We start from the raw sequence: 23871 nt of genomic DNA, 5'->3' as shown, positions 1-23871 counted from the left end.
TCCCCCAAACCAGGCCAGTAGTTACTGACAAATAAGGCGGCCAGACGGCCAGCCGAGTCAGCGCGCCGCCAGATTGGCGGCCGGAAAGATCGAGCATGTTTCGGTGCCGAAAGCCAGCAGCTTGCGATCGGCTGGAGTGCTCGGGCGTGTAGATCAGATCGACGTTGCGGCATCGGCACTTGCTGCACTGCATCCTGGGTAGCAGGTCGTCACGCATCGCCAGGGTACCGGGATCGAGCTTGTCGCGAAGTTGCGGCATCAAGTCGGGGATAGATCACCGCTGGTGCTTCGCTGACGTCAGAGCTCAGCAATCCATCGAAAAGTTGAATGCTCCAAGCTCGGCGCTCACTGAGCAGGGCCTCATACCGCTGGCATTTCCAGGAGACAAGATCGCGACACATCTCGTCGAGCGAGAGAGCGTCTCGCAGCCCAAACTCCTCGATGGCGCTCATGCGGCCAGAAGGGGACACCGCGCCCCAGATGAGAATCGCGCCAGCGGTCGGCGTCTTCTGTTTGCCAACCCATACCTGCAGGTCTTCCGATGGCCGAGCTGATCGCAGGAAAACTTCGAAAGCCGGCTTTTTGTGATGCTTGAGCTGTTCAGCATTCGTCAGAATGAAGTATCTGAAGCTTTGGTATTCGATCTCGCACTTCATCTCGGCAACGTACAGCGCGCCGGTCTTCCGGTCTCGCAGGGTGAAGTCCAGCGTGTAGCCCCGATCTGTCATGCTAGTTTTTACCGTGGGGCGACCGATGTCTTGGTAAGGCGATCGTTCGTCATCACACCAAAGCGAGACAATCCTCTCGGAGAATATGCCGAACATTCGCGACAGAAACTTCGCTCGTTCACCTTCCGCCCGACTATCGGGCTTAAAGATCGCGCTCAGAAGCTGGCTCATGAATGCAATGCCGATCAACAGGTTTCTGACAAAACGAAAGCAAGAGCACTATTCGGTGCTCTGCTCAAGTTCCTGGGCCGCTCACAGGAAACTGCTTCAGTATGATTGTTCCAATGATCGCCATGCGGATCCGCTTCAAGGCCGTCCATTCATATCGCAAATCGTTCATATTGGCATCCCATTTCGTTCTATGCCCGAACTCGATAGAACCTGATTTGAAACTGGACGATAGCAACGAGCATGTCGATCACACCAATTAAGGCTTTCGCGGAATGGGCAGCGGCCCATCCGGGCGCGACAATCGAGCAACTTGCCGTCGCGTTTCCTAAACACGGCCAGTCAACAATCAACGCCCAGTTCAGGCGGACTGGCCTTCTGGTCGGCGACCCGACTCGCGCAGCACGCGCAAAGCGCGGCATGGCTCTCGGCGTTATTGGCGAAGCGCATGCCGTGGCAATGCTTGAAGCACAGGGTTGGACGGTCGACCACGTCAACGGGCGTAAGCACAACGTCGCAGTGATTGACCTGATCGCCCATAAAGACGGACGGACGATTGAAGTACAGGTGAAAGCGTCGAGAAAGTACGGCGTAAATCTGACGCAGAAGAATGCGCTGCCGCATATTTGGTTCATCGTGGTCGACTATCGTTCAAGCGAGCCAAGGACGTATGTGTTGCCAGGTACTGCACTTGTTATGCCAGTTTACTATCGTTCCCCTTGCGGCATCGCTGGTCAGATTCGCATGAACGCATTGGCAGCATACGAAAACAACGAGATATCGATCACCTGAAGCGGCGTTGAAGAACTGGCTAATCCTAGAGAGGTGCCGGATTTCCGAGCGCAGCGTCGCCCCACTTGTTCGAGCAGCGTCAGCGCCGAATCGAGCAGCGTCGCCGCCCAGCCGCCATGCACGCTGCCGAGCGGGTTGAGATGGCGCTCGTTGGGTATGCCGCGAAACACGGCGCGGCCCTCCGAGACTTCGGCGAGGCCGGAATTGAGCTGGAACGAGATCGGCGGCGCCGGGGTAAAGTTCGACTTCGCTCATGCTGCGGTCTCTCCAGCAATCGCCTTGCCAGGCGCGTGGTGCTTGCGTAACGCCGCGAGGAAGCCGGCGCGGGCGCCGGGCGGCTCGATGCCGCGCGGCTCGTAGACATGGCGGGAAAGGAAAAAGCCGGTCAGCCGGAAAGCATCCTCGATCGCCGCCGGATCGGCGCGCAGGCCGGAGCCGCGTTGCAGGAAGGCGGGCAGCGGCAGCATCTTGTCGCGCCATGGCGCGCCGGCCTGGCGCGACACGGCGCGCCCGGATTTCGGCGAGACATAGGCAAGGTCCTGCCTGGCGCCGGTCGCCGCGCACTGGCTGAGATCGAGGCCGAAGCCGAGCTCGTCGAGAACGAGCAGCTCGAAGCGCGCCACCAGTTCGCCAGCGGCATCGGCATCGTCGAGGTGGACGATCATCACGGCCAGTGTCTCGTAGAGGCCGCCATGGGCGTCGCGCTCGGGCAGCAGGCGCAGATGCGCGGCCATGGTCTGCAGCCCATAGACGGCGACGGCGCTGTCCATCAGCCGGGCGGCGTTCATCTCGATCGCCTCGGCCTGGAAGGTGCCGAGATGCTCGTCGAGCCGCGCCCGCCACAACAGGTCGACGCGGTTGCCGGGCTGGAGAACGGGCTGCTGCTTGCGCGAGCGGCCGCCGCGCACGAGGCCGAGGTGGCGGCCATGCGCACGCGTCATCACCTCGAGGATGGCGCTGGTTTCGCCATGCCTGCGGGTGCCGAGAATGATTCCCTCATCGCGCCATTCCATCAACGGAGCTTGTCACCGGTTGGATGGCGAAATCAAGGTAAGGGTTTTGGCACCTTACAAACCGGCACCGGAACGGTGCACACCAAACCGCCCGCAGCGATACGCTGCGGGCGACTTGGTGAGGTCAGTCGGTCCGTTAGAACGAGCGCTGGAAGCGGAGAATGCCGCCGACGCTGCTCTTCTTGTTGGCCTTGGTCCAGTTGTTGAAGTCGGCGTCGTCGAACTTTCCAGCATTGAGGTAATCGACTTCAGCCGTGATCGTGTAGCCGGGCACAATGGTGTAGGCCACGTTGGCAGCAACGCCGAGGTTCTTCCAGTCGTCATAGGAGATCTGGGCGTTGAACGAGGTCTTGTCGTTGAACTTGTAGGTGCCGCCGCCCCAGATCGCCCAGTTTCCGCCCCACGGCTTGTATTGGGTACGGCCTGTGCCGAAGTCGTTGATGTTGTCGTCGGTGCCGTAGCCGCCCATGACGAACAGCGTCAGTTCCTTGCCGACGTTGACGTCCAAACGGACCTTGCCGGCCACTTCCTCGTAGTTGCTGTCATAGGCCACGACGCCGGTAATCGCACCCCAGTCGCTCTTGTACTTCAAACCGCCGACGACATGCGGAACATAGCTGTCGATGGTGTTGGCGCCGGTGCCTTCTTCGAGCGAGACCACGCCCGTGAAGCCGCTGCCAGCGTCGAAGTAGTAGCTGATGAGATTGGTATCCTTGACACCAAACGGGATGAGCGTGTCCTGGATGACATTGCCGGCATAGCCGATGAACTGGTCGTATACCGTTTCATCCTTACCGACGCGCAGGCCACCGAGTTGGATCCAGGCGAAATTCAGCGAAGTCTTGCTGGTTCCATCTGCCCTGTTATTGCTGGCCTGCCAGCCAGTGGAGGAGCTTCCATCATAGTCCCCGCTGCTGTTGCCGAATTGAAAGCGGGTCTCGGTAAAGGTCTTCAACGTGCCGAGCTCGGTTTCCTGACCGGTATAAGTCCTCAGCGTGAAGCGCATGTTCTTGTAGTAGGTGTCGTTGCTATCACCGTCCATGCGATCGGCAACGTTATTGACGCCATCCAGCGTGCCGGAATCGCCGACGCCGATGTCATAGCGTAGATAGCCGCCGATGCGCAGACAGGTCTCGGTGCCGGGGATGTAGAAGTAGCCGGCGCCGTAGACGTCGCAGATCTTGACGTATTCGGCCGGTTCCGGTTCGGCGACGACGACAGCGTCCGCGGCGCGTGCGCCGGAGACCGCGATCAACGCCGCGGCTGAGCCGAGAAGAAGGCTCTTGATATTCATTTTCTGACCTCTCCAGTCAAAGTTAAAAATGGCTTCGGATTGCGTGGCGGAGCGGTGACATCACCCACCTCATCCACGTCGAAAAAGGCCCGCACCGCTTTCCCTTTTCGGCGGCGAACATACTCATCGATCTCTCGTGTTCAATGACGATTTTTGAAATAATCCATTGAATTATTGCATATTAAATTCCTGTTGCACAAATATCACTTATACAAATGATCTAATGCTACAAATGAAACAATCGGCACATTGTCACCTATCTTCTATAAAATACAAAACATTAAACGGCTAAACATCAGACTGACATGACAATTTTTCAGAACGCGATTTTTTAGAAGAAAATTCTATCGCAAAATTATTCGAACTTGGCGATCAATGCGTTCTGCGCTGCGAAGACGACATCCGCAACCAGATCCTGTTTGAGCATTTCAATGGGAATGCGACCGTCGAGCCCGGCGACAGGGCTGATCAGCCAGAACCAGGCGCGCCGCGGATTCGGCATCAAGGACAACACCTCGCCGATGCCGGGCGCCGGCCTGCCGTCGACGAACTGGGCCAGGGGAAACACATGTTTGCGGCCGCCGGTGCGCAGGGCGACCACCTTGCCGCTGCGCTGCCAGCGGTGCAGCGTCGATCGCGATATGCCAAAATTTTCTTCCAGAAAAGTCGGTCCGGCGACCCGCCCCGCCCAATCCTCGACCCGCATCAGGTCAATGTCGTCGTTTCCGGCCAACCGGGTTCGGGCCTGCGCGCCGCCGGACGCCAAGGCAACCGGCTCGCGGCTCGCAGCTGCCAGCGCGCGGACGAATTGCAGTACAATGCCGGGCAATCTTTCCAGCGTGGTGTCGATAGCTTGCAACTCCCCCGGCGCAAGCAGGATAGTGGCAGCGGCGACGGCGCCGGCGATCTTGCCGGCGACGACCGCATCACCATTCTTGATCTCGTCTCGCAGCAGCAGCGCCTGCTCGACCTCAACAGCGACGGCGCGTTCGAACCCCGTCTGATGGGCAAACCCAGCCTGATAGGCAAGTTCGGTCTGATGAGTCGGGTCCGTGCGATTCCAAGGCTTGGTCATGTCCTAATCTGGCTGCATGCCCGCTTGTTCCGTGTCAGCCCGGAAGCGGGTCTTTCGTACAGCCTATAGGCAGGGTGTATGACGGAGAGACGACGAACGCGGCCGTGCCGGCCCTAGGCTCCATCTTGCGACGTTCCGCGCGCGTGGTCGGCGAGCACTTCGTCGATCACATGCCGGGACTTTTCAATTTCGACCGGATTGACGTCTATGTGTCCGGCGAGCGTGATGAGTGCCTTCCACAGCGTCCAGCCACGGCCGCGTGCCCACATTGCTTCGTCGGCCGGAAGACCGGCGCGGAAGGCGTCCCGGCTCCTGCCGTCGAAAAGCGTCCACGCAATCGCCAGATCGCATGAGGGATCGCCGACGCCCGACGTGCCGAAATCGATCACGGCGCTTAGCCGGCCTTGCCTGACCAACAGGTTTCCCCAACTGACGTCGCCATGGAACCAGACGGGGGCGCCATGCCATGTCGCGGCAAGCGCTGCCTCCCACACCGCACCCGCGGCCTCGGTGTCGATCCTGCCGTCGAGGGCGGCAATGGCTTCTCTGGTTTCGTCATCGTAGACGCTGAGCGGTCCGCCGCGAAAAAAGTTGTGCTTCCCGGGTGGCGGCCCGCCGGTGGGATCGATCCGTTGCAAGGCGACCAGGAACTCGGCCAGGCTGGCCGCGAATTGCGACAGGCTGGCGATGCGTTCGCGCTTTGCCGTCTCACCTTCGATCCAGCGATAGATCGACCAATGCCAGGGATAGTTCTCGGCCGGAACCCCCATCGCCAGGGGCACGGGGATCGGCAGCGGCAGCAGCGGCGCCAGCCTCGGCAACCAGCGATGCTCTTTCTCGACTTGCAGCGAATAGGCGGCGGCACTCGGCAGCCGCACGAGCATCTCGTCGCCGAGATGAAAGGTCCTGTTGTCCCAGCCGCCCGATGCAACCGGCCTGACGGCAAGATCCTTCCACCGGGGGAATTGCGTGGCGACCAGTCGGCTGACGAGAGCTGTATCGATATTCAGCTTGCCGTCCATGGAACCCTAATGCGGAAACTCCAGCCCCATCTCGCGATAGCGCTCGGGATCGTCGCCCCAGTTCTCGCGCACCTTGACGAACAGGAACAGGTGCACCTTCTGTTCGAGGATGCTTGCTATCTCTATTCGCGCCGCCTGGCCTATGGCGCGGATCGTCTCGCCCTTGTGGCCGAGCACGATCTTCTTCTGGCTGTCGCGCTCGACATAGATGACCTGCTCGATGCGCACCGAACCATCCTTCTTCTCCTCCCATTTCTCGGTTTCGACATGCGAGGAATAGGGCAGTTCCTGATGCAGCCTGAGATACAGCTTCTCGCGGGTGATCTCGGCTGCGAGCTGGCGCATCGGCAGGTCGGAGATCTGGTCCTCCGGATAGTACCAGGGGCCGGCCGGCAGGGTTTGCGCGAGATAGTCGAGCAGGTCCCTGCAGCCGGAGCCGGTCAGCGCCGAAACCATGAAGGTGCGCTTGAAGGGTACTTTGTCATTCGCTGCCGCGGACAGGGCGAGAAGCGCCTCGGGTTTGACCCGGTCGACCTTGTTGAGGATCAGCACCATCGGCTGGCGGACATCCTTCAGCCGTTCGAGGATGGCCTCGGCATCGCCCCTGATGCCGCGCTCGGCGTCGATCAGGAGCAGCACGACATCGGCGTCCTTGGCGCCGCCCCAGGCTGTGGTGACCATTGCCGTGTCCAGCCGCCGCTTCGGCTTGAAAATGCCGGGCGTGTCGACGAAGACGATCTGCGCGTTCTCATGCGTTGCGATGCCGCGCACGATCGCGCGCGTGGTCTGCACCTTGTGGGTGACGATCGACACCTTGGCGCCGACCAGTTGATTGACCAGCGTCGATTTTCCGGCATTGGGCGCGCCGATCAGCGCAACGAAACCCGAACGGGTAGCGGCAGGCGGGGCGGCGTCTTCAGTGGCGGTCATGCCGTACCCCCTTGGTTAGGCCAGACGCCTTCGCGAAGCAGAAATGCCGAGGCCGCAGCTTCTTCGGCAGCTCTTCGCGAACCTCCTGTGCCACTTGACGGCGCAAAACCGTCAACCCGCAGGGAAACCGTGAAAACGGGCTGGTGGTCCGGCCCTTCGCGGTTCTGGATCACGTATTCGGGACGGGCATCGCTGGTTTTGGCAACCCATTCCTGCAATTCGGATTTGGGATTGGGTGGCTTGACGACCACCATGCTGGAGCGCGGCTCCCAGTAACGCATGACGAAACGTCGGGCGGCATCGATGCCGCCATCGACATAAATCGCCGCAATCAGAGCTTCGACCGCATCGGCGAGGTAATTGCCGCCCGAGCCCCGCGACCGCGACTTCAGGGCAGCGTCGGCGCGAACCAGATCTTCCAGCTCCATTTCAACGCCGACCTCGGAGCATGTGCGCGAATCGACCAATGCATTGAAGCGCGGTGCGATTTCTCCTTCGGGAGCATCGGGAAACTGCTGGAAAAGCATATCGGCGACGATGAGGCCAAGCACCCGGTCGCCGAGAAATTCGAGACGCTCGTTGTTCCTGACCGCCTTGACCGCACTGGAATGAGTCAGCGCGGTCTCGAGCAGCCGCATATCCCTGAAAGCGTGCCCTGTCCTGGCCTCCACCGCACCGGCCAATGCTTCGCCAGTCGGGCGTTTCAAAGCCATCAGTTGACGAAGTTGAACAGGCGCGACGCCCGCATCTGCGACGGCCATTTCCAGATTTCGAGCGGGCTGGCACCGCCGGCGATCGAGAAGAAGACGAGGTTGGCGCGGCCGACCAAATTCTCGTCCGGCACGAAACCGACAGTGAAGCGGCTGTCCGCGGAATTGTCGCGGTTGTCGCCCATCATGAAATAGTGGCCAGGCGGCACGTCGAATTCCCTGGTGTTGTCGCCGATAGAATTCGGCGTCAGGTCGAGCGTGTCATAGCTGACGCCGTTCGGCAGGGTCTCGCGATAGACGTCGACCGGTCTGTTTTCCTCGGTGACGTCGCGATTTTCGATCTGTCCAACCTTCTGGCGCGGCACGCCGACGCCATTGATGAAGAGCTGGCCGTCCTTGACCTGGATCTTGTCGCCGGGCAGGCCGACGACGCGCTTGATGTAGTCGACGGAAGGGTCCGGCGGGAACTTGAACACCACCACGTCGCCGCGCTTCGGCTCGGCGCCCCAGATGCGGCCTGAAAAAATATCGGGGCCGAAAGGGAGAGAATAACGGGAGAAGCCGTAAGACCATTTGGTGACGAAGAGATAGTCGCCCTCGAGCAAGGTCGGCCGCATCGACCCGGAGGGGATCGAGAACGGCTGGAACAGGAGCGTGCGGATGACAAGCGCGAGCAAAAGCGCCTGGACGATGACGCTGACGGTTTCGCCAAGCCCGCCGGATTTCTTCTGGGATTTTTCAGCCACGCTCATGTCGTCCTCGATTATGCGTTGGTTGGTATAGAGTCTCGGCGCGCGCTGGGCAACGTCATGCCGGTGGTCAGATGCAATCAATGTGGCGCTTATTCGACCGGCAACGCCTCGATGATCACAAAGGCTTGAGCAAGCGGAAATTCGTCGGTGATGGTGAGGTGGATTGCCGCCCTGTGCCCCGCAGGCAGGATTTTGTCCAGCCTTTCGGCAGCGCCGCCGGTCAGCGCCATGGTCGGCTTGCCGCTGGCCAGGTTGACGACGCCCATGTCGCGCCAGAACACGCCTTGCGCCAGGCCGGTGCCAAGCGCCTTGGCGCAAGCCTCCTTGGCGGCAAAGCGCTTGGCATAGGAGGCAACGCGGGCGCCGCGGCTTTCGGAGCGGGCCTGCTCGACCGCGGTATAGATGCGCTGGATAAAGCGCTGGCCATGGCGTTCCAGCGATTTTTCGATGCGTCTGATGTCGATCAGGTCGCTGCCGATGCCGATGATCATTCCGCGGGGACTTCCCGCCCGGTCCTGCCGGCTCTTTCGGCCAGGCGCTTGCGCCGCTGCTCGCTAAAGGTGGCCATTCCCCAGCGCGTGATGCCGTAGAACACAAGGCCGAAGATCAGGCCGAGCGGCACCGCGCCGATCATCATCGGCTTCAGTATCGGTCCCCACAATTGCGAAAAGGAAAGATTGTGCAACATGTCGCCGAGATGCGCGGGCGGCCCATGTGCCGGCAGGCGCTCGTGCAGGATCAGCTTGCCGGTCTCCCAGGACGCGCCCCACAACAGCGGGAAAGTCAGCGGATTGCCGAGCGCGGTGCCGAGTGCTGCCGCCACCAGATTGCCTGCTATGACCCAGGAAACGGCAAAAGCGATGATGAAGTGAAAGCCGAGCGGAAAGAACGAGGCGAAGACACCCGCCGCGACGCCGGCGGCCACCGCATGCGGAGTGGCCTTCAGCCGCAGGATGCGCTTGGAAAAATACCGCAGCGAGCGCGAAAACGAGCGGCGCGGCCACAGATAGGTACGCACGCGTTCAAGAACACCATCAGGCTTGCGGCGTCGAAAAAGCACTCTGTTCCCGTTCCAAGCTCCGCGCCGGCAACTTCAGCCGAGCGTAACAGCACCATCTTGCGCTTGACGATTCCTCTATGACAATCGCAACATCGATATAGCGACGCACTGGCAGAAGAACAACTGAGCACGGTCTGCTTGTCGTAATCGGAATGGATCGCCATCTTAGCTTCGTGGCGCCAGAACATATCAGCTTCATTGCGAATGTGCCTTTTCAAAGACGAGACGAACTGCCGCGATGGCAGGGCAGATGGATGCGGAATTTGAACAACGACGAAGGTTGCATTACCTTTGTCAGCAGCTGTGGCTGCGACGACGACCATCTGGTGATCATCGCAACGTCATATGCAACCAATCCGGTCTAGACCGATTTTCATTGACATCGTGCGCATCAGTGTGTATTGATACACACGTGGAGAGCGCCGATGTGATCGTAAAGTTGGTCGCTGATGGATGGTTCGAAGTTGCTCGAAAAGGCAGTCATGCTCAATTCAAGCACAACGACAAACCGGGACGGGTCACCGTACCACACCCCAAACGAGACATACCTATCGGCACCCTGCGTAGCATCGAGAAGCAATCAGGACTGAAACTGAGGTGAGAGACATGAAGCAGTATATCGGACTTATCCATAAGGATGCCGAAAGCGACTTCGGCGTGTCTTTTCCTGATTTTCCCGGCGTGGTTACGGCGGGTGGGGATTTAGACGACGCCCGAGTTATGGCCGAAGAAGCCCTTGCCTTTCATATCGAAGGGCTCGTTGAGGACGGAGAGGCTATTCCAGAGCCCTCGTCTCTGGCTGAGGTCATGGCGTCAGCGACCAATCGCGACGGCGTGGCCATTCTGGTTGGAGTGAAAACCGAAGCAAAAAAGGTAGTGCGAGTGAACATCACTCTACCGGACGATGTTCTTCAGCGGATCGATGCGTTTGCTGAAGCTCACGGCTATACGCGATCTGGTTTTCTCGCCAAAGCGGCAGAGAAGGTGATGCAGCAAGAGGCTGCCTAACTTTCGTTACGAAAGGTGGGCGGCGCCCCTTTCAGAGCCCCAGTCTTGCCCTCACTTCGGCCGGTTCGACTCGTCGTGCCGCCTCAGGCCAAGGACGCGCTGATAGAAGGCGCAGGTTGCCTCGATGGAGCGGACCGTCAGCACGAAATGATCGATCCCGGCGATCACGCCGGCGCCACGGTCAGTGCGCACCGCTCCCGAAGAGATTCAGGCGGCGCGCTCAAGTGCTTGTTTTCGTGCATGACGGCATCAGATGTTGCGGCTGCCGGGCTTGATGGCCGGTATGGCGGCGAGTTCGGGCGGCAGCCTGTCGGCCGGATAGGCCGGAACCTCGTATTCGGCGAGCGCGATCAGCGGCACGCCGACATCGGTCTTGCCGGCCGAGCGGTCGATGATGCAGGCCGCGGCGGCGACCTCGGCTCCGAGCGCGCGCAGGCAGTCGATGGTCTCGCGGATCGACAGGCCCGTGGTGACGATGTCCTCGACAATGACGACGCGCGACCCGCTGGCGATCTCGAAGCGGCGGAGCCTGAACGCGCCCCCTTCCCGCTCGACCCAGATCGCAGGTGCGCCAAGATGGCGCGAGGTCTCATAGGCCGGGATCAGCCCGCCGATCGCCGGACCGACGACATAGTCGATCCGGCCGGGCACGGCGGCGCGGATCTTCTCGGCCAGCGCCCTGCACAGGCGCTCGGTCTTGTCGGCATGCATGAAGACGCGAGCCTTCTGCAGGAAGACCGGGCTTCGCAAACCCGACGTCAGAATGAAATGCCCTTCAAGGACAGCGCCGGCCTCGCGGAAAATGCCCAGCACTTCGTCGGTGTTCATCTGCGCCTCGTTTTTATTTGACCATGATCTTTGTCCGAAAACCGGTTCCCACTTTTCGCTACGCGGACCTTCGGTTCGGGATCATGGTCTAGCCGTTCACGCGCCGCGCGTCGCTGACGCTCGAATTGTCCTTGAGCTGCGACAGCAGCCGGTTCAGGTGCTTCAAATCCCAGACTTCGAGATCGATCAGCATTTCGGTGAAATCGGGCGCGGTGCGCACCATCGACAAGGTGTGGATGTTGGCGTCGTTGGCGGCAACGACCTGTGCAATGTCGGCCAGCGAGCCCGGCGCGTTGATGGCGGTGACCGAGACGCGCGCGGGAAACCGCTCCTTGGTGCGCTCGTCTATGTCCCAGCGCACATCGATCCAGCGCTCGGGCTGGTCGTCGAAGGCCTGCAGCGCCGGCGACTGGATCGGATAAATGGTGATGCCGGTTCCCGGCTGGATGATGCCGACGATGCGGTCGCCGGGCACGGCACCCTCCGGCGCGAAGCGCACAGGCAGGTCGCCGCGCACGCCGCGGATGGGAACCGCGCCGTCGCGCGGCTGGTTCTTGTCCTTGCGCGCGGCGCGGCCGGGAATCTGGAACAGCATGCCGGCGGCGTTGCGGATCTTCGACCAGCCCTCCTCGCGCTGCTTGGGCGCGGCAAGCGTCACGCGTTCGTCCTTATAGTCCGGGAATACCGCCTTCATGACGTCGGTGGAGGCAAGCTCGCCGCGGCCGACCGAGGCCAGCACATCCTCGATGTCCTTGCGCGCCAGCCGGTGCAGCACCGACTTCAGGCTTTCCTTGGTGAAGGTCTTGCCGGACCGTTCAAAGGCGCGCTCGAGGATGCGGACACCGAGGCCCGAATATTGCTTGCGGATGGCGTTCTTGGTGGCGCGGCGGATCGCCGAGCGCGCCTTGCCGGTGACGACGACCGATTCCCAGGCCGCCGGCGGAACCTGCGCCTTGGAGCGGATGATCTCGACCTCGTCGCCGTTCTTAAGCTCAGTCATCAGCGGCATGATGCGGCCATTGACCTTGGCGCCGACGCAGGTGTCGCCGACGTCGGTGTGCACGGCATAGGCGAAGTCGATCGGTGTGGCGCCCCGCGGCAGCGCGATCAGCATGCCCTTGGGCGTGAAGCAGAACACCTGGTCCTGGAACAGCTCCAGCTTGGTGTTTTCGAGGAAATCCTCGGGATTGTCGCCTTCGGCCAGCTGCTCGATGGTGCGCCGCAGCCAGGCATAGGCATTGGTCTCCCTCGAGATCGCATGCACGGTGCCGTTCACCTTGCCGCCGGTGTCCTTGTAGATCGAATGCGCGGCAACGCCGTATTCGGCGATCTTGTTCATCTGGTGGGTGCGGATCTGCAGTTCGACGCGCTGGCGCGACGGCCCGACGATGGTGGTGTGGATCGAACGATAGTCGTTTTGCTTCGGCGTCGAGATGTAGTCCTTGAAGCGGCCGGGCACCATCGACCAGGTGGTGTGGATGGCGCCGAGCGCCCGATAGCAGTCCTCGACCGTCTCGACGACGACGCGGAAGCCGAAAATGTCGGAGAGTTGCTCGAAGGACAGCGCCTTGGCTTCCATCTTGCGGAATACCGACCACGGCTTCTTCTGGCGGCTCTTGACCTCGGCCTTAATAGCATATTTGTCGAACAGGGCGGACAGCGCCTTCTCGATCTCGGACAGCACGTCCTTGTTGCGCTCGAAGATTTCGGCGAGCCGCGCTGTGACGGCGCGATAGGCTTCCGGATTGATGAAGCGGAAGGCGATCTCCTCCAGCTCCTCGCGCATGCCTTGCATGCCCATGCGCCCGGCCAGCGGCGCATAGATATCCATTGTCTCCTCGGCGATGCGCAGGCGCTTGGCCTCCGGCACATGGTCGAGGGTGCGCATGTTGTGCAGGCGGTCGGCAAGCTTGACCAGAAGCACGCGCACATCTTCCGAGATCGCCAGCAGGAGCTTGCGCAGGTTCTCCGCCTGCTCTGCCTTCTTGGAGACCAGATCGAGCTTCTTCAGCTTGGTCAGGCCCTCGACCAGCTTGCCCATTTCCGGGCCGAACAGCTCATCGATCTCGGCCCGCGTCGCCGTGGTGTCCTCGATCGTATCGTGCAGCAGGGCGACCGCTATGGTCGCCTCGTCCATGTGCATTTCGGTGAGGATGGCGGCGACTTCGAGCGGGTGCGAGAAATAGGGATCGCCGGAGGCACGCTTCTGGTGGCCATGCTTCTGCATGGCATAGACATAGGCCTTGTTGAGCAACGCCTCGTTGACGTCAGGCTTGTAGCGCTGGACGCGCTCGACAAGCTCATACTGACGCATCATGGGCGGGATCTCGCGGAGCTGAAATGAAGCATGCGCCGCACTGGAATGCGGCGCATGTCATAGATAGCCACGAAACTGCCGATACGAAAGTGTCGGCAGCTATGCCAAGGATCAATAGTCGTCGCTTTTTTCCGGCGGCACCAGACCTTCGATGCCGGCCAGCAGGTCTTCCTCGGTCATGCGGTCGAAGGCGATGTTGTCCTCGGCGGCGTCGGCGTCGGTCGCGGCAACGGCGGCACCGGTCTGGTCGGCGATGACCTCGCCGTCGGCTTCCGGCTCATCGACCTCGACATGCTTCTGCAGCGAGTGGATCAGGTCTTCCTTGAGATCGTCGGGCGACAGCGTCTCGTCGGCGATCTCGCGCAGCGCGATGACCGGGTTCTTGTCGTTGTCGCGAGGAACGGTGATCGGCGCGCCCTGGCTGATCTGACGGGCGCGGTGGCCGGCGAGCAGCACCAGCTCGAAGCGGTTGTCGACCTTGTCGATGCAATCTTCAACGGTTACGCGGGCCATGGACTGCCCCTTTCATGCCTGGATTTGATGGAAAACAGGCGCGGTCCATAACCCGAACGCCGCCAAAATACAAGCTTCATGGCAATATGGGGCCGGGCCGGGCCAATACCGGGATTCGACATCGGGATTCAGGGGGCCGACCGCCGGTGACGATCCGGCTTCCGATCACAATTGCTTGCAGTACAGCACCGCACCCTTGGATTGCCCCAAAACTGGCGTTATCTCGAATGATGAGAGGTCAGCCGGTTTATTACGAGCCGACCGATAGTCACCACGCATTTAGACGACCGTTTATTTCGAAAAAGGATATTTCCATGTTCGATCCTCGGGAGAAAATCGCGCTTTTCATCGACGGCGCCAATCTCTATGCCACGTCGCGCGCGCTTGGCTTCGACATCGACTACCGCAAGCTGTTGTCGAGCTTCCAGAAACGCGGCTACCTGCTGCGCGCCTACTATTACACGGCGTTGGTCGAGGACCAGGAATATTCCTCGATCCGGCCGCTGATCGACTGGCTCGACTATAACGGCTTCAAGGTGGTGACCAAGCCAGCCAAGGAATTCACCGACTCGACCGGCCGCCGCAAGATCAAGGGTAATATGGACATAGAGCTGACCGTCGATGCGCTGGAGCTCGCAGATGTCGTCGACCATTATGTCATCTTTTCCGGCGACGGCGATTTCCGCACGCTGGTCGAGGCACTGCAGCGGCGCGGGCGCAAGGTGTCGATCGTCTCGACCATGGCCTCGCAGCCGCCGATGATCTCCGACGATCTGCGCCGGCAGGCCGACCATTTCATAGACCTGATGACGCTGAAGAACGATGTGGGCCGCGATCCGTCCGAGAGACCGGTGCGCCGGCCTGAGCCGGCCGAAGTCGACGAGGACGACTTTTGACGGCGGCGGCCTTGACCGCTCCCCTGATTACCTGCCCAGAACCCGACCGCGATTGCCCGCTCTGCCCGCGGCTGCATGATTTCATCGCCGAATGGCGGCGCCGCGAACCATCCTGGTTCAATGCGCCGGTGCCGACCTTCCTGCCGCCCGGAGGCGAGGATACGGTGCGGCTTTTGATCGTCGGCCTGGCGCCCGGCCTGCGCGGCGCCAACCGAACGGGGCGTCCCTTCACCGGCGACTACGCCGGCGACCTGCTCTACGGCACGCTGATCGCGCACGGCCTGGCGCGCGGCGAATTCAAGGCGCGGCCAGACGACGGGCTGGAGCTTGTCCAAACGGCGATCACCAATGCGGTGCGCTGCGTGCCGCCGGAGAACAAGCCGGTCGGCGCCGAAATCGCCACCTGCCGGACGTTCCTGGTACCGACGATCGCAAGGTTCAAAAACCTGCGCGCCGTGCTGGCGCTGGGCTCGATCGCGCACCAATCGACCGTGCGGGCGCTGGGCGGGCGTGTTGCCGCCTATCCCTTCCGGCATGGCGGACAGCAGCAGGCCGGCGGCATCACGCTGTTTTCCAGCTATCACTGCTCGCGCTACAACACCAATACCGGCGTGCTGACGGAAGCGATGTTCGTCAATGTTTTCAGGGAGATAGCGGCGTTTCTGGAGCAATAGATTCGGGCGGCGCAAACAGCTCTGCCAATTTCTCCTGTCCTCCCTGGAGGACATTCAGGTCGACATCGCCGACGATGCCGTCGACGCGGCCTTTGTCGTGGTACTGCCAGTAGATCCAGTCGTCATGGCTCGGCCGCAGCGCCAGCGAACGACGCCAGTGCGGTCGGCCGGCGATCTGTTCGGCATAGATCCTGGCGGCCTCGTCCGTCACATAGACGATCGCCGTCTTGCCGAATGCTGCCTCGACCGGGCCGAGAAATGCCGAGAGCTCAGCCTGCAACTGCTCGGGGGACGGCCGCTGCGGACAATTGCCGCCGAATTCGACATCCACCACCGGCGGCAGCAGAGGCTGATCGCGCGGCACAATGGAGATGAAATTCTTCGCCTGATCGGCACCCGGCCGGCAGAAGGTGAAGAAATGATAGGCACCGACGGCAAGACCGGCGGCCCTGGCCTCGCTCAGATTGGTGGCGAAGGCATCGTCGACATGGTCGCCGCCTTCGGTCGCCTTGATGACGGCGAAGGCGACATCGTCGGCGGCAACACGCTGCCAGTCGATCTTGCCCTGATGGTGGGAAACGTCGATGCCCCTGACCGGAAATCTGTCACGATCCGGCGAGAACGTATGGAAATAGAAAAGGCCGCCAGCCGCGACGAGACCGGCAAAAACCAGGCCAGCCGCGCCCCAGAGGATGATCCGGTTCTTCAAGCTTAGCCACGCTCTTTTAGAAGCCGGCCCTTCTCACGCGACCAGTCACGCTGTTTCTCGGTCTCGCGCTTGTCGTGCAGCTTCTTGCCGCGGCCGACAGCAAGCAAGAGCTTGGCGCGGCCCTGGTCATTGAAATAGATCTTCAGCGGCACCAGCGTCATGCCTTCACGGTCGACGCTCTGCGACAGTTTCGCCATCTCGCGCTTGTTGAGCAGGAGCTTGCGGCGCCGGCGCGGCTCATGGTTGAAGCGGTTGGCCTGCAGATATTCCGGCAGATAGGAGTTGATCAGCCAGATCTCGCCGCCTTCGACCGAGGCGTAGCTGTCCTGGATGTTGGCCTGACCCTGGCGCAGCGACTTGACCTCGGTGCCGGTCAGCACAAGGCCGGCCTCGATCGTATCGAGCACTTCATAGGAAAACCGCGCCTTGCGGTTTTCCGCAACGGTCTTGTTGTTGGGATCGGCTTTTCTGACTTGGTTCATGATGCGGAGAGGTGGCGCCTCATCCCTAATTGATCAAGCCGGCGTGCTTCATGGCCGCATCGATCTTCTCGGCGGTCGAGGCTTCGACCGTCATCAGCGGCGAGCGCAGCACATTCTCGACCTTGCCAAGCTTCGACAGCGCATATTTCGCGCCGGAGACCCCGGGCTCCAGGAAGATCGCCTTGTGCAGCGGCAGCAGGCGGTCCTGCAAATCCAGCGCCTTGGCGCTGTCGCCGGAAAGCGTCGCCTCCTGGAACTCGGCGCAGAGCCTGGGCGCGACATTCGACGTCACCGAGATGCAGCCGATGCCGCCATGCGCGTTGAAGCCGAGCGCGGAGGCGTCCTCGCCGGAAAGCTGGATGAAATCCTTGCCGCAGGTCGCGCGCTGCTCGGAAACCCGCTCGACCTTGCCGGTGGCGTCCTTGACGCCGACGATGTTCTTGAAGTCGTGCGCCAGCCGGCCCATCGTCTCGGGCATCATGTCGATCACCGAGCGCGGCGGGATGTTGTAGATGACGATCGGCAGGCTGGTCGCCTTGGCGACGGCGGCGAAATGCGCATAGAGGCCGCGCTGCGTCGGCCTGTTGTAGTAGGGCGTGACGACGAGTACCGCGTCGGCGCCGGCCTTTTCGGCATACTGGACCAGACCGACCGCCTCTTCGGTGTTGTTGGAGCCGGCGCCTGCAACGACCGGAGCGCGGCCCTTGGCCACCTCGACGCAGACCTTGACGACATGGCGGTGCTCGTCATGCGACAGCGTCGGCGACTCGCCTGTCGTGCCGACCGGGACGAGGCCCGTGGTGCCCTCGCCGAGCTGCCATTCGATGAACGCACGAAAGGCTTTCTCGTCGAAACGGCCGCTCTTTTCGAACGGTGTCACGAGCGCGGTGAGCGAGCCTCTCAGCATGTCGTCCAACTCCTTGGGACTTTTGGTATTTATTGTTGCGCGCCTTCTAGCCGAAAGCGAAGCGGCGCACCATAGTCTCGACATTGTTGCGCGGCAAGCATCGCAGCAATGCATGTCGCCCAAAAGTGGATACCGGTTTTGGGGTGACGGCAGGCATAAAACAAGAACGAAAGCGCGTCGCACGAATCGTTCAGACGCGACGTGCTTTAGTGCCAGCAAGCGCAATTTGAACGACCTCGATAAGCTTTTGTTTACGTGCTCTTCACCGCGGCCGACTAGGCTTCAGAACATCTGTGCCTTTTGGTCCGTGCGAAAACAGGAATGACGCAAACCATGCCGACCGGACGGCCCCACCTTTTCGCTCTGCTTGGCGTCGCTGCCATGCTGGTGCCGGGCGTGGCGGTCGGCAGCAATGTCGATGTGCAGGTCACGTCGGCCATCCCGATGCCGAGCCTGCAAGACAAGACAGATTCCTCCCCATCCGCCAGCGTCGCCAGGTTGAAAAGCGGCCTCGATGCGCTGGCGGCCAGCGATATTGCCCATGCGCGCCAGGTGCGCGAGAGCCTGCCGGCCAATTCGCTCGACCGGCATATCCTTGCCTGGGCGATCGCGCTCTATGGCGGCGACCAGGTGCCGAGCGGCGACATTGCCGATGCCGCCAAGATGCTGCCGGCCTGGCCGGGCACGATGGCCCTGCGCGAGAACAGCGAGCGCGCGCTTTACCGCGAAAACCCCGCCCCGCAAGTCGTGGTCCAGGCCTTTGGCGGCAGCCAGCCGCGGACTTTCGAGGGCGTGGTGATCCTGGCGCGCTCCTACGTGGCGCTGGGCAACGCCAAGGCGGCGCGCTCGGTGCTGTCGCCATTCTGGCGCACCGAAAAGCTCGAAGCCAGGGACGAGGCGGCAATCATCCAGGAATTCGGCAAGCTCATCCCGGCCGCCGACCACCGTTTCCGCATGGAGCGCATGTTCTATGCCGACCGGGTCAATTCCGCGCTGCGCGTCGCCGGTCTCGCGGGCGCTGAGCCGCTGGCCGACGCCTGGGCGGCGGTATCCAGGGGCGACAAGAACGCGGCCAAGCTGCTGAAGGCGGTGCCGACGGCACAGCGTTCAGCCGGCTATCTCTTCGCCGAGGCCGAATATCTGCGCAAGCAGGAGAAGTTTTCCGACGCCGCAGCGGTGGTTATGCAGGCGCCGGCCGACCGTGACGCGCTGGTCGATCCGGACGCCTGGTGGGTCGAGCGCCGCGTGCTGTCGCGCGAGCTGGTCGACCAGGGCGACATGAAGACCGCCTATAAAATCGTCGCGGCACACGCCGCCGAGAGCGCCACCAACGCGGCTGAAGCGGAGTTCCATGCCGGCTGGTACGCGCTGCGCGGCCTCAACGACCCCGACACCGCCGCCAAGCATTTTGCCCGCATCGCCGATCTCGCGCAGGGACCGATGTCGCTGTCGCGCGCCTATTACTGGCTTGGCCGCGCCGCCGAAGCCGGCGGCCCCGGCAGCGCGAAGGACTATTTCGCCCGCGCCGCCGCATACGGCACCACCTTCTACGGCCAGCTCGCCGGCGAGCGTATCGGCCGGCAGGTCCTCAACATCACCTATCCCTCGCCTGATACCACCGACCGCCGCAATTTCGCGGACCGAGAGGCCGTCAGCGCCATCAAGCGGCTGCAGGAGGCAGGCTACGAACGCTATGCCGATACGCTTTACCGCGACCTTGCCGGGCAATTGACCAGTCCGGGAGAACTGGCGCTGCTGGCCGTGATGGCGGAAAAGCAGGGCAACCATTTCCTGGCGCTGAAGGTCGGCAAGATCGCCGGCGCGCGCGGCATCGACGTCGGCGCGCTGTCGCATCCGCTCGGCGTCATTCCCGACACCGCCAACATTTCCGGCTCCGGCAAGGCGCTGGCCTATGCGATCGCCCGCCAGGAAAGCGAATTCAACATTGGCGCCGTCTCCAGCGCCGGAGCGCGCGGTCTCTTGCAGCTGATGCCGGGGACCGCCAAGCAATTGGCGAAGAAGGCCGGCATGACTTTTTCGCAAGCGCGGCTGACCACCGATGCCGGCTACAATGCGACGCTGGGCGCCGCCTTCCTCGGCGAGCAGCTCGGCCGCTTCAACGGCTCCTATGTGCTGACCTTCGCCGGCTACAATGCCGGCCCCAACCGCGCCGCCCAGTGGGTGGCCAGATATGGCGACCCACGCGGCAAGGACGTGGACGCCGTCGTCGACTGGATCGAGCGAATCCCCTACGCGGAAACAAGAAGTTACGTCCAGCGCGTGATGGAGAACTACGAAGTCTACAGGATGCGTATCTCCGGCAAGTACGACATTGTCGGAGATCTGGTGAACGGGCGGGGGTGAAGGTTGAGAGGCGTGCCCGTCTTCTTGTGAGGGCATTTGCAGATCGTTCAATTTCGTCCGATCGAGTTCCGTCACACCCCCCTCTGGCCTGCTGGCCATTTCCCCCGCAAGGGGGGAGATTGGCAGCTTCGGCGCTCCGGCTCTCCTGCAACGTTAGAGATTGGCGTAGGCCGACGGGACATCCGATCTCCCCCTTTGCGGGGGAGATGGCCGGCAGGCCAGAGGGGGGTGCTGTCCCGCCAGCATCTCAATATCTTCATCTTCTGAATGCGCCCCACTCCTTGATTTGACCATAGCTGCCCTCGCCTGTAGCAGTCGGGAGACAATCCGGCGGGTGGAAGGATTCGAGTTCAGATGACCGAAGGTTTTTCCGACTTTTTCTACACCGCGCCCGACGGGCTCAAACTCCACGCCCGCGTCTACGGCGAAACAAACTCCGGCCACTGGCCGGCCGTCTGCCTGCCGGGCCTGACCCGCAACTGCCGCGATTTCCACGAGCTGGCGCTGCATCTGTCGGGACGGGCGGCGAGAAAGGTCATCGCCTTCGACTATCGCGGCCGCGGACAGTCCGCCTACGACCCCGATATCAGCCACTACAATGTCGCCATCGAGGCCGGCGACATCCTCGCCGGGCTGGCGGCGCTGGAGATCGAGGAAGCGGCCTTCATCGGCACGTCACGCGGTGGGCTGATCGTCCATGTGCTCGGCGCGATCAAGCCATCCGTGCTGAAAGCCATTGTCCTCAACGACATCGGCCCGGTGGTCGAGGCTGACGGCCTCGCCCATATCCGCTCCTATCTCGACCCCTCGCCGAAGCCGAAAACCCGTGCCGAGGCGATCGGTGCCCAGCGCGGCGCGCATGGCAGCGATTTCCCTGCGCTGAGTGCTGCGGATTGGGAGCGGATGGTGTCGGCGCTCTATCGCGAGACGGAGGCCGGGCTGATGCCGGATTTCGACCCGAGGCTGATCGAGACGCTGGCGGGGCTCGACCTCACCCAGCCGCTGCCTGACCTGTGGCCGCAATTCGAGGCGCTGGCGGCGATCCCGCTGCTTGCCATACGCGGCGCCAATTCAAAGCTGCTTTCGGTCGAGACGGTCGAACAGATGCGAAAAAGGCATCCCGATATCGAGACGATCACAGTCGAGGGGCAGGGCCACGCGCCTTTCCTCGAGACCGGCGGCCTGCCCGGCGCCATCGCGACTTTTCTCGATCGAGCGGAGCTCAAGTTCAGTTGAAGTAAAACCCCAAGACCTGATCGGCCATGGGGTTGTAACAGCAGTATAGAAAATGGCTTGGGATTACTTGGCTTTCGAGCTTTTCCGCGGTGCCTTTACAGCCGCCGGCTCCGCCTTCTGCTTGCTCGGCGATGCGGAAGGCGCCGTCATCAATGGGGACGAAAACACAGAGCCCTCGGCATTCCCAGCCGCCCCGCCGCGAGGCGTTTCCAGCACGGTGACACAACCGTCGAGGTCATTGGTCGCGAGATGCGCGTAGCGCATGGTCATCGAAAGCGTCTGGTGGCCGAGCCACATCTGCACGCGCCTGATGTCGATGCCGCCCTGGACAAGCCGCGAAGCGCAGGTGTGGCGCAGGATGTGCGGCACGACCTGATCGTCCGCGGCAAGACCGACCTCGGCTTTCGCGTCGTTCCAGATGGCGCGAAACTGCGCCTGGCTGAGCTTGGTGAACGGACCCTTGGGCCGGCGGCCCTCGGTGGCCGGCAGCTTGATCACTTCCTTCACCCGTTCGGTCATCGGAATGGTGCGGCTGCGGCCGGATTTGGTGATCCAGAAACTGACGCGATGTTCCTGGATATCATTCCAGATCAGGCCGAGCGCCTCGCCGAGGCGGCATCCGGTGTCGACCAGAAAAACGGAGAGCCGGTAGGCATCCTCGCTGCGGTTCTTGATGGCAGCGAACAGCCTTGCCTCCTCGTCCCTTTCCAGGAAACGAATCCGTCCCGCCCGCTCCTTCTGGCGGCGGAACTCGGGCAGGCTGTGGATATCTCCCATCTTATGAGCCTTGCGCAGCAGTTTGCTGAGGGCAGCCATCTTCCGGTTGATGGTTGCGTTGCTGTTGCCGCGCTGGCGCAAGGTGCCGATAAGGTTGTCCAGGGTGCCCTGGTCAAAAGCGCTGAAACGCTCCCCAAGGAGAATCTCATCGATTTCGCCGATGAAGGAACTGACATTGTATTTATGCCGCCCATCATCCCAAAGTATGTCCCGGTATGCTGAAAACAGCTCTCCGACCCTGTACGACTTTACTTCCCGTATCTTGTTGTAACTGTATTTTATCTTGGAGATTTGAGAAGAAAAAACCGAAAAATGATCAGAGGGCTCATCCTCTTGAATCGCTTCGTTCGTCATCATTCGCCACACCCCCGAGTGGATAGATTCAGACCTATCCGCTTGGAAGCGCCCTTTCAAGAGTTTTGAATCACGCGGTTGTGATTTCATCCGCCATCAACGGATCCCACGAAATCGTCCCACGGACCCTATTCAGCTACCGATACCCCCTGTTCCTTCTGTTTGCCTTGGTCCAGTCACGAAACAAAACAGCCCGGGCGTTGGTGCGCCCGGGCTGGAATTTCACTTGTATCAGGTCCAGCCCTTAGAACGAGCGCTGGAAGCGGAGCATGCCGCCGATGGCGTCGTCGCCATCAGTAATACCGGTCCAGTTGTGGTTCAGGCCATCGGCATTGTCGATGCTGCCCGCATTGACGTAGTCGACTTCGGCCGTGATCGTGAGGCCGGGGACAACATCGTAGGCGATGTTCGCCGCGATGCCGAGGTTTTCACCTTCGTCATAAGAGATCTGGGTGTTGAACGAGGTCTTCTCGTTGAACTTGTAGGTGCCACCACCCCAAAACGCCCAGTTGCCATCCCACGGCTTGTAGAAGCCGCGGCCGCCAGCTGCGAAGGCATAGGTCGGGTCCGTCAGGTTGTCATCGGTGCCGTAGCCGCCCATGATGAACAGCGAAATTGCATCGTTGACGGTCACGTCCAAACGAACCTTGCCGGACACTTCTTCATAGTTGCTGTCATAGGCGATGACACCGGTGATGGCGCCCCAACCCTGCGTCCACTTCACGCCGCCGACGACATGCGGAACGTAGCTGTCGATCGTGCCGACGCCGTAGGAACCATCAACGCCGCCGCCCGAGCCTTCTTCGAGAGAGACAACGGCGGAGAAACCGTTGCCGGCATCGAAGTAGTACTGGACGACGTTGGTGTCGAAGCCGCCATAGGGAACCAGCGTATCCTGGATGACGTTGCCGGCGTAGCCGATGAACGTATCGAAGGCCGATTCGTCCTTACCGACGCGGAGACCACCGAGCTGGATCCAGGCGAAGTTCAGCGAAACGGTGTCGCCGTTGCCGGCAGGATTGACGTCACCAATGAGGGGGCCGGGTCCATCCGGGTCAAAACCCGCATCACGGTTGTTGTTCTGGAAGTTGAAGCGGGTCTCGGTGTAGGTCTTCAAGGTGCCGAGTTCGGTTTCCTGGCCGGTCCAGGTCTTCAGCGAGAGGCGGGCATGCTTGAAGTAGGTGTCGTTGCTGCCGCCGTCCTCAACATCGGCGGACGTCGCACCGTCGAACGAACCCACGTCGCCGACGCCGATGTCGTAA

General features: G+C 61.6%; 28 protein-coding genes and 1 pseudogene. 7 read left to right on the top strand and 22 right to left on the bottom strand.

The genetic code is table 11. From position 1 onward, the window contains the following. Nucleotides 1–209 precede the first annotated feature (209 nt). Nucleotides 210–917 (bottom strand): hypothetical protein, encoded by a 708-nt coding sequence (locus tag MESS2_RS13575; protein ID WP_244439994.1) that lies wholly within the window; start codon nucleotides 915–917, stop codon nucleotides 210–212. Between the two features lie 222 nt (nucleotides 918–1139). On the opposite strand from MESS2_RS13575, the gene MESS2_RS32300 reads away from it, so the two are divergent. Further along, a complete protein-coding gene (locus MESS2_RS32300; RefSeq protein ID WP_008874899.1) occupies nucleotides 1140–1688 on the top strand; it encodes a PDDEXK-like family protein in 549 nt (182 codons plus the stop codon). On the opposite strand, the gene MESS2_RS33385 is transcribed toward MESS2_RS32300, so the two are convergent. From MESS2_RS33385 to MESS2_RS32715, 12 genes and pseudogenes are all read right to left on the bottom strand, one after another. Beyond that, nucleotides 1631–1858, bottom strand: a complete 228-nt coding sequence (locus MESS2_RS33385; protein ID WP_008874898.1) for a hotdog family protein — start codon at nucleotides 1856–1858, stop codon at nucleotides 1631–1633. The genes MESS2_RS32300 and MESS2_RS33385 overlap by 58 nt on opposite strands. A gap of 81 nt (nucleotides 1859–1939) precedes the next feature. After that, nucleotides 1940–2701: a DNA repair protein RecO gene (gene recO, locus MESS2_RS13565; RefSeq protein ID WP_008874897.1), complete on the bottom strand. Its 762-nt coding sequence runs from the start codon at nucleotides 2699–2701 to the stop codon at nucleotides 1940–1942. Between the two features lie 136 nt (nucleotides 2702–2837). After that, on the bottom strand, nucleotides 2838–3995 hold the full coding sequence (locus tag MESS2_RS13560; protein WP_008874896.1) for a porin: 1158 nt from the start codon (nucleotides 3993–3995) through the stop codon (nucleotides 2838–2840). Nucleotides 3996–4350: 355 nt separating this feature from the next. After that, a complete protein-coding gene (locus MESS2_RS33960) occupies nucleotides 4351–4761 on the bottom strand; it encodes an antitoxin Xre/MbcA/ParS-like domain-containing protein (RefSeq protein WP_341872361.1) in 411 nt (136 codons plus the stop codon). A gap of 81 nt (nucleotides 4762–4842) precedes the next feature. Next, a pseudogene (locus MESS2_RS34125) lies at nucleotides 4843–5070 on the bottom strand (antitoxin Xre/MbcA/ParS-like domain-containing protein); the annotation flags it as partial. A 113-nt stretch (nucleotides 5071–5183) separates the two neighbouring features. Beyond that, a complete protein-coding gene (locus MESS2_RS13550; RefSeq protein ID WP_008874894.1) occupies nucleotides 5184–6092 on the bottom strand; it encodes an aminoglycoside phosphotransferase family protein in 909 nt (302 codons plus the stop codon). Nucleotides 6093–6098: 6 nt separating this feature from the next. Further along, the gene (gene era / locus MESS2_RS13545) at nucleotides 6099–7022 is read right to left on the bottom strand and encodes a GTPase Era (protein WP_008874893.1); all 924 of its coding nucleotides are present in this window, start codon (nucleotides 7020–7022) and stop codon (nucleotides 6099–6101) included. Next, nucleotides 7019–7735, bottom strand: coding sequence for a ribonuclease III (gene rnc / locus MESS2_RS13540; protein WP_008874892.1), 717 nt, complete (start codon nucleotides 7733–7735; stop codon nucleotides 7019–7021). The genes era and rnc overlap by 4 nt, the downstream gene beginning before the upstream one ends. Further along, nucleotides 7735–8484 (bottom strand): signal peptidase I, encoded by a 750-nt coding sequence (gene lepB / locus MESS2_RS13535; RefSeq protein WP_040592997.1) that lies wholly within the window; start codon nucleotides 8482–8484, stop codon nucleotides 7735–7737. Before lepB ends, rnc begins: the two co-directional genes overlap by 1 nt. Nucleotides 8485–8573: 89 nt before the next feature. Then, nucleotides 8574–8975 carry a holo-ACP synthase gene (acpS, locus tag MESS2_RS13530; RefSeq protein WP_008874890.1) on the bottom strand — a complete coding sequence of 134 codons (402 nt, stop codon included), beginning with the start codon at nucleotides 8973–8975 and terminating at the stop codon, nucleotides 8574–8576. Then, nucleotides 8972–9544, bottom strand: a complete 573-nt coding sequence (locus tag MESS2_RS13525) for a DUF2062 domain-containing protein (RefSeq protein ID WP_008874889.1) — start codon at nucleotides 9542–9544, stop codon at nucleotides 8972–8974. Before MESS2_RS13525 ends, acpS begins: the two co-directional genes overlap by 4 nt. Beyond that, nucleotides 9427–9867, bottom strand: coding sequence for a hypothetical protein (locus MESS2_RS32715; protein ID WP_008874888.1), 441 nt, complete (start codon nucleotides 9865–9867; stop codon nucleotides 9427–9429). The genes MESS2_RS13525 and MESS2_RS32715 overlap by 118 nt, the downstream gene beginning before the upstream one ends. A gap of 89 nt (nucleotides 9868–9956) precedes the next feature. Between MESS2_RS32715 and MESS2_RS31050 the strand changes: the two genes are divergently transcribed. Both MESS2_RS31050 and MESS2_RS13515 read left to right on the top strand, forming a co-directional pair. Next, nucleotides 9957–10145: a type II toxin-antitoxin system HicA family toxin gene (locus tag MESS2_RS31050; RefSeq protein ID WP_083918502.1), complete on the top strand. Its 189-nt coding sequence runs from the start codon at nucleotides 9957–9959 to the stop codon at nucleotides 10143–10145. Nucleotides 10146–10150: 5 nt separating this feature from the next. Next, nucleotides 10151–10552, top strand: a complete 402-nt coding sequence (locus tag MESS2_RS13515) for a type II toxin-antitoxin system HicB family antitoxin (RefSeq protein ID WP_008874887.1) — start codon at nucleotides 10151–10153, stop codon at nucleotides 10550–10552. 51 nt (nucleotides 10553–10603) lie between these two features. Here the strand turns inward: MESS2_RS13515 and MESS2_RS31045 are convergent, their stop codons facing one another. The 4 genes from MESS2_RS31045 to rpoZ form a co-directional block, all read right to left on the bottom strand. Further along, on the bottom strand, nucleotides 10604–10744 hold the full coding sequence (locus MESS2_RS31045; RefSeq protein ID WP_425277753.1) for a VOC family protein: 141 nt from the start codon (nucleotides 10742–10744) through the stop codon (nucleotides 10604–10606). 57 nt (nucleotides 10745–10801) lie between these two features. Next, nucleotides 10802–11380, bottom strand: a complete 579-nt coding sequence (pyrE, locus tag MESS2_RS13510; RefSeq protein WP_008874886.1) for an orotate phosphoribosyltransferase — start codon at nucleotides 11378–11380, stop codon at nucleotides 10802–10804. A gap of 88 nt (nucleotides 11381–11468) precedes the next feature. Then, nucleotides 11469–13697 carry a RelA/SpoT family protein gene (locus MESS2_RS13505; RefSeq protein WP_008874885.1) on the bottom strand — a complete coding sequence of 743 codons (2229 nt, stop codon included), beginning with the start codon at nucleotides 13695–13697 and terminating at the stop codon, nucleotides 11469–11471. Between the two features lie 111 nt (nucleotides 13698–13808). Further along, nucleotides 13809–14210 carry a DNA-directed RNA polymerase subunit omega gene (gene rpoZ / locus MESS2_RS13500; RefSeq protein ID WP_008874884.1) on the bottom strand — a complete coding sequence of 134 codons (402 nt, stop codon included), beginning with the start codon at nucleotides 14208–14210 and terminating at the stop codon, nucleotides 13809–13811. A gap of 314 nt (nucleotides 14211–14524) precedes the next feature. Between rpoZ and MESS2_RS13495 the strand changes: the two genes are divergently transcribed. Together MESS2_RS13495 and MESS2_RS13490 are read left to right on the top strand one after the other, a co-directional pair. Further along, a complete protein-coding gene (locus tag MESS2_RS13495) occupies nucleotides 14525–15106 on the top strand; it encodes a LabA-like NYN domain-containing protein (RefSeq protein WP_006331197.1) in 582 nt (193 codons plus the stop codon). Continuing rightward, entirely contained in the window at nucleotides 15103–15780 is a 678-nt protein-coding gene (locus MESS2_RS13490; RefSeq protein ID WP_008874883.1) for a uracil-DNA glycosylase, read from the top strand. The genes MESS2_RS13495 and MESS2_RS13490 overlap by 4 nt, the downstream gene beginning before the upstream one ends. Here the strand turns inward: MESS2_RS13490 and MESS2_RS13485 are convergent. Genes MESS2_RS13485 through dapA form a run of 3 tightly spaced genes read right to left on the bottom strand, consistent with a single transcriptional unit; the run spans nucleotide 15749 to nucleotide 17878 of the window. After that, nucleotides 15749–16489 carry a glycoside hydrolase family 25 protein gene (locus MESS2_RS13485; protein WP_008874882.1) on the bottom strand — a complete coding sequence of 247 codons (741 nt, stop codon included), beginning with the start codon at nucleotides 16487–16489 and terminating at the stop codon, nucleotides 15749–15751. The two genes, MESS2_RS13490 and MESS2_RS13485, sit on opposite strands and share 32 nt — an antisense overlap. A 2-nt stretch (nucleotides 16490–16491) precedes the next feature. Beyond that, complete coding sequence (gene smpB / locus MESS2_RS13480; RefSeq protein ID WP_006202221.1) at nucleotides 16492–16971, bottom strand: SsrA-binding protein SmpB; 480 nt, start codon at nucleotides 16969–16971, stop codon at nucleotides 16492–16494. Between the two features lie 25 nt (nucleotides 16972–16996). Then, the gene (gene dapA, locus MESS2_RS13475) at nucleotides 16997–17878 is read right to left on the bottom strand and encodes a 4-hydroxy-tetrahydrodipicolinate synthase (protein WP_008874881.1); all 882 of its coding nucleotides are present in this window, start codon (nucleotides 17876–17878) and stop codon (nucleotides 16997–16999) included. 333 nt (nucleotides 17879–18211) lie between these two features. Between dapA and MESS2_RS13470 the strand changes: the two genes are divergently transcribed. Together MESS2_RS13470 and MESS2_RS13465 are read left to right on the top strand one after the other, a co-directional pair. Beyond that, entirely contained in the window at nucleotides 18212–20242 is a 2031-nt protein-coding gene (locus MESS2_RS13470) for a lytic transglycosylase domain-containing protein (protein ID WP_008874880.1), read from the top strand. Nucleotides 20243–20596: 354 nt separating this feature from the next. Next, nucleotides 20597–21478 (top strand): alpha/beta fold hydrolase, encoded by an 882-nt coding sequence (locus MESS2_RS13465; protein WP_008874879.1) that lies wholly within the window; start codon nucleotides 20597–20599, stop codon nucleotides 21476–21478. A gap of 63 nt (nucleotides 21479–21541) precedes the next feature. Here the strand turns inward: MESS2_RS13465 and MESS2_RS13460 are convergent, their stop codons facing one another. Further along, nucleotides 21542–22612 (bottom strand): tyrosine-type recombinase/integrase, encoded by a 1071-nt coding sequence (locus MESS2_RS13460; protein ID WP_008874877.1) that lies wholly within the window; start codon nucleotides 22610–22612, stop codon nucleotides 21542–21544. Between the two features lie 241 nt (nucleotides 22613–22853). After that, a partial coding sequence (locus MESS2_RS13455) for a porin (RefSeq protein WP_040592988.1) occupies nucleotides 22854–23871 on the bottom strand: 1018 nt, incomplete at its 5' end.

It is taken from the genome of Mesorhizobium metallidurans STM 2683, assembly GCF_000350085.1.
Lineage (GTDB): Bacteria > Pseudomonadota > Alphaproteobacteria > Rhizobiales > Rhizobiaceae > Mesorhizobium > Mesorhizobium metallidurans.
The sequence above is the reverse complement of the archived record's forward strand: the minus strand, read 5'-3'. Positions and strand labels throughout refer to the sequence as shown.

Excerpts from the sequence above, each read along its gene's own strand:
- MESS2_RS32300 (WP_008874899.1), top strand. The coding sequence starts at position 1,140 with ATGTCGATCACACCAATTAAGGCTTTCGCGGAATGGGCAGCGGCCCAT.
- recO (WP_008874897.1), bottom strand. The coding sequence starts at position 2,701 with ATGGAATGGCGCGATGAGGGAATCATTCTCGGCACCCGCAGGCATGGC.
- MESS2_RS13560 (WP_008874896.1), bottom strand. The coding sequence starts at position 3,995 with ATGAATATCAAGAGCCTTCTTCTCGGCTCAGCCGCGGCGTTGATCGCG.
- MESS2_RS13550 (WP_008874894.1), bottom strand. The coding sequence starts at position 6,092 with ATGGACGGCAAGCTGAATATCGATACAGCTCTCGTCAGCCGACTGGTC.
- era (WP_008874893.1), bottom strand. The coding sequence starts at position 7,022 with ATGACCGCCACTGAAGACGCCGCCCCGCCTGCCGCTACCCGTTCGGGT.
- rnc (WP_008874892.1), bottom strand. The coding sequence starts at position 7,735 with ATGGCTTTGAAACGCCCGACTGGCGAAGCATTGGCCGGTGCGGTGGAG.
- lepB (WP_040592997.1), bottom strand. The coding sequence starts at position 8,484 with ATGAGCGTGGCTGAAAAATCCCAGAAGAAATCCGGCGGGCTTGGCGAA.
- acpS (WP_008874890.1), bottom strand. The coding sequence starts at position 8,975 with ATGATCATCGGCATCGGCAGCGACCTGATCGACATCAGACGCATCGAA.
- MESS2_RS32715 (WP_008874888.1), bottom strand. The coding sequence starts at position 9,867 with ATGGTCGTCGTCGCAGCCACAGCTGCTGACAAAGGTAATGCAACCTTC.
- MESS2_RS13515 (WP_008874887.1), top strand. The coding sequence starts at position 10,151 with ATGAAGCAGTATATCGGACTTATCCATAAGGATGCCGAAAGCGACTTC.
- pyrE (WP_008874886.1), bottom strand. The coding sequence starts at position 11,380 with ATGAACACCGACGAAGTGCTGGGCATTTTCCGCGAGGCCGGCGCTGTC.
- MESS2_RS13505 (WP_008874885.1), bottom strand. The coding sequence starts at position 13,697 with ATGATGCGTCAGTATGAGCTTGTCGAGCGCGTCCAGCGCTACAAGCCT.
- rpoZ (WP_008874884.1), bottom strand. The coding sequence starts at position 14,210 with ATGGCCCGCGTAACCGTTGAAGATTGCATCGACAAGGTCGACAACCGC.
- MESS2_RS13495 (WP_006331197.1), top strand. The coding sequence starts at position 14,525 with ATGTTCGATCCTCGGGAGAAAATCGCGCTTTTCATCGACGGCGCCAAT.
- smpB (WP_006202221.1), bottom strand. The coding sequence starts at position 16,971 with ATGAACCAAGTCAGAAAAGCCGATCCCAACAACAAGACCGTTGCGGAA.
- dapA (WP_008874881.1), bottom strand. The coding sequence starts at position 17,878 with ATGCTGAGAGGCTCGCTCACCGCGCTCGTGACACCGTTCGAAAAGAGC.
- MESS2_RS13470 (WP_008874880.1), top strand. The coding sequence starts at position 18,212 with ATGCCGACCGGACGGCCCCACCTTTTCGCTCTGCTTGGCGTCGCTGCC.
- MESS2_RS13465 (WP_008874879.1), top strand. The coding sequence starts at position 20,597 with ATGACCGAAGGTTTTTCCGACTTTTTCTACACCGCGCCCGACGGGCTC.
- MESS2_RS13460 (WP_008874877.1), bottom strand. The coding sequence starts at position 22,612 with ATGATGACGAACGAAGCGATTCAAGAGGATGAGCCCTCTGATCATTTT.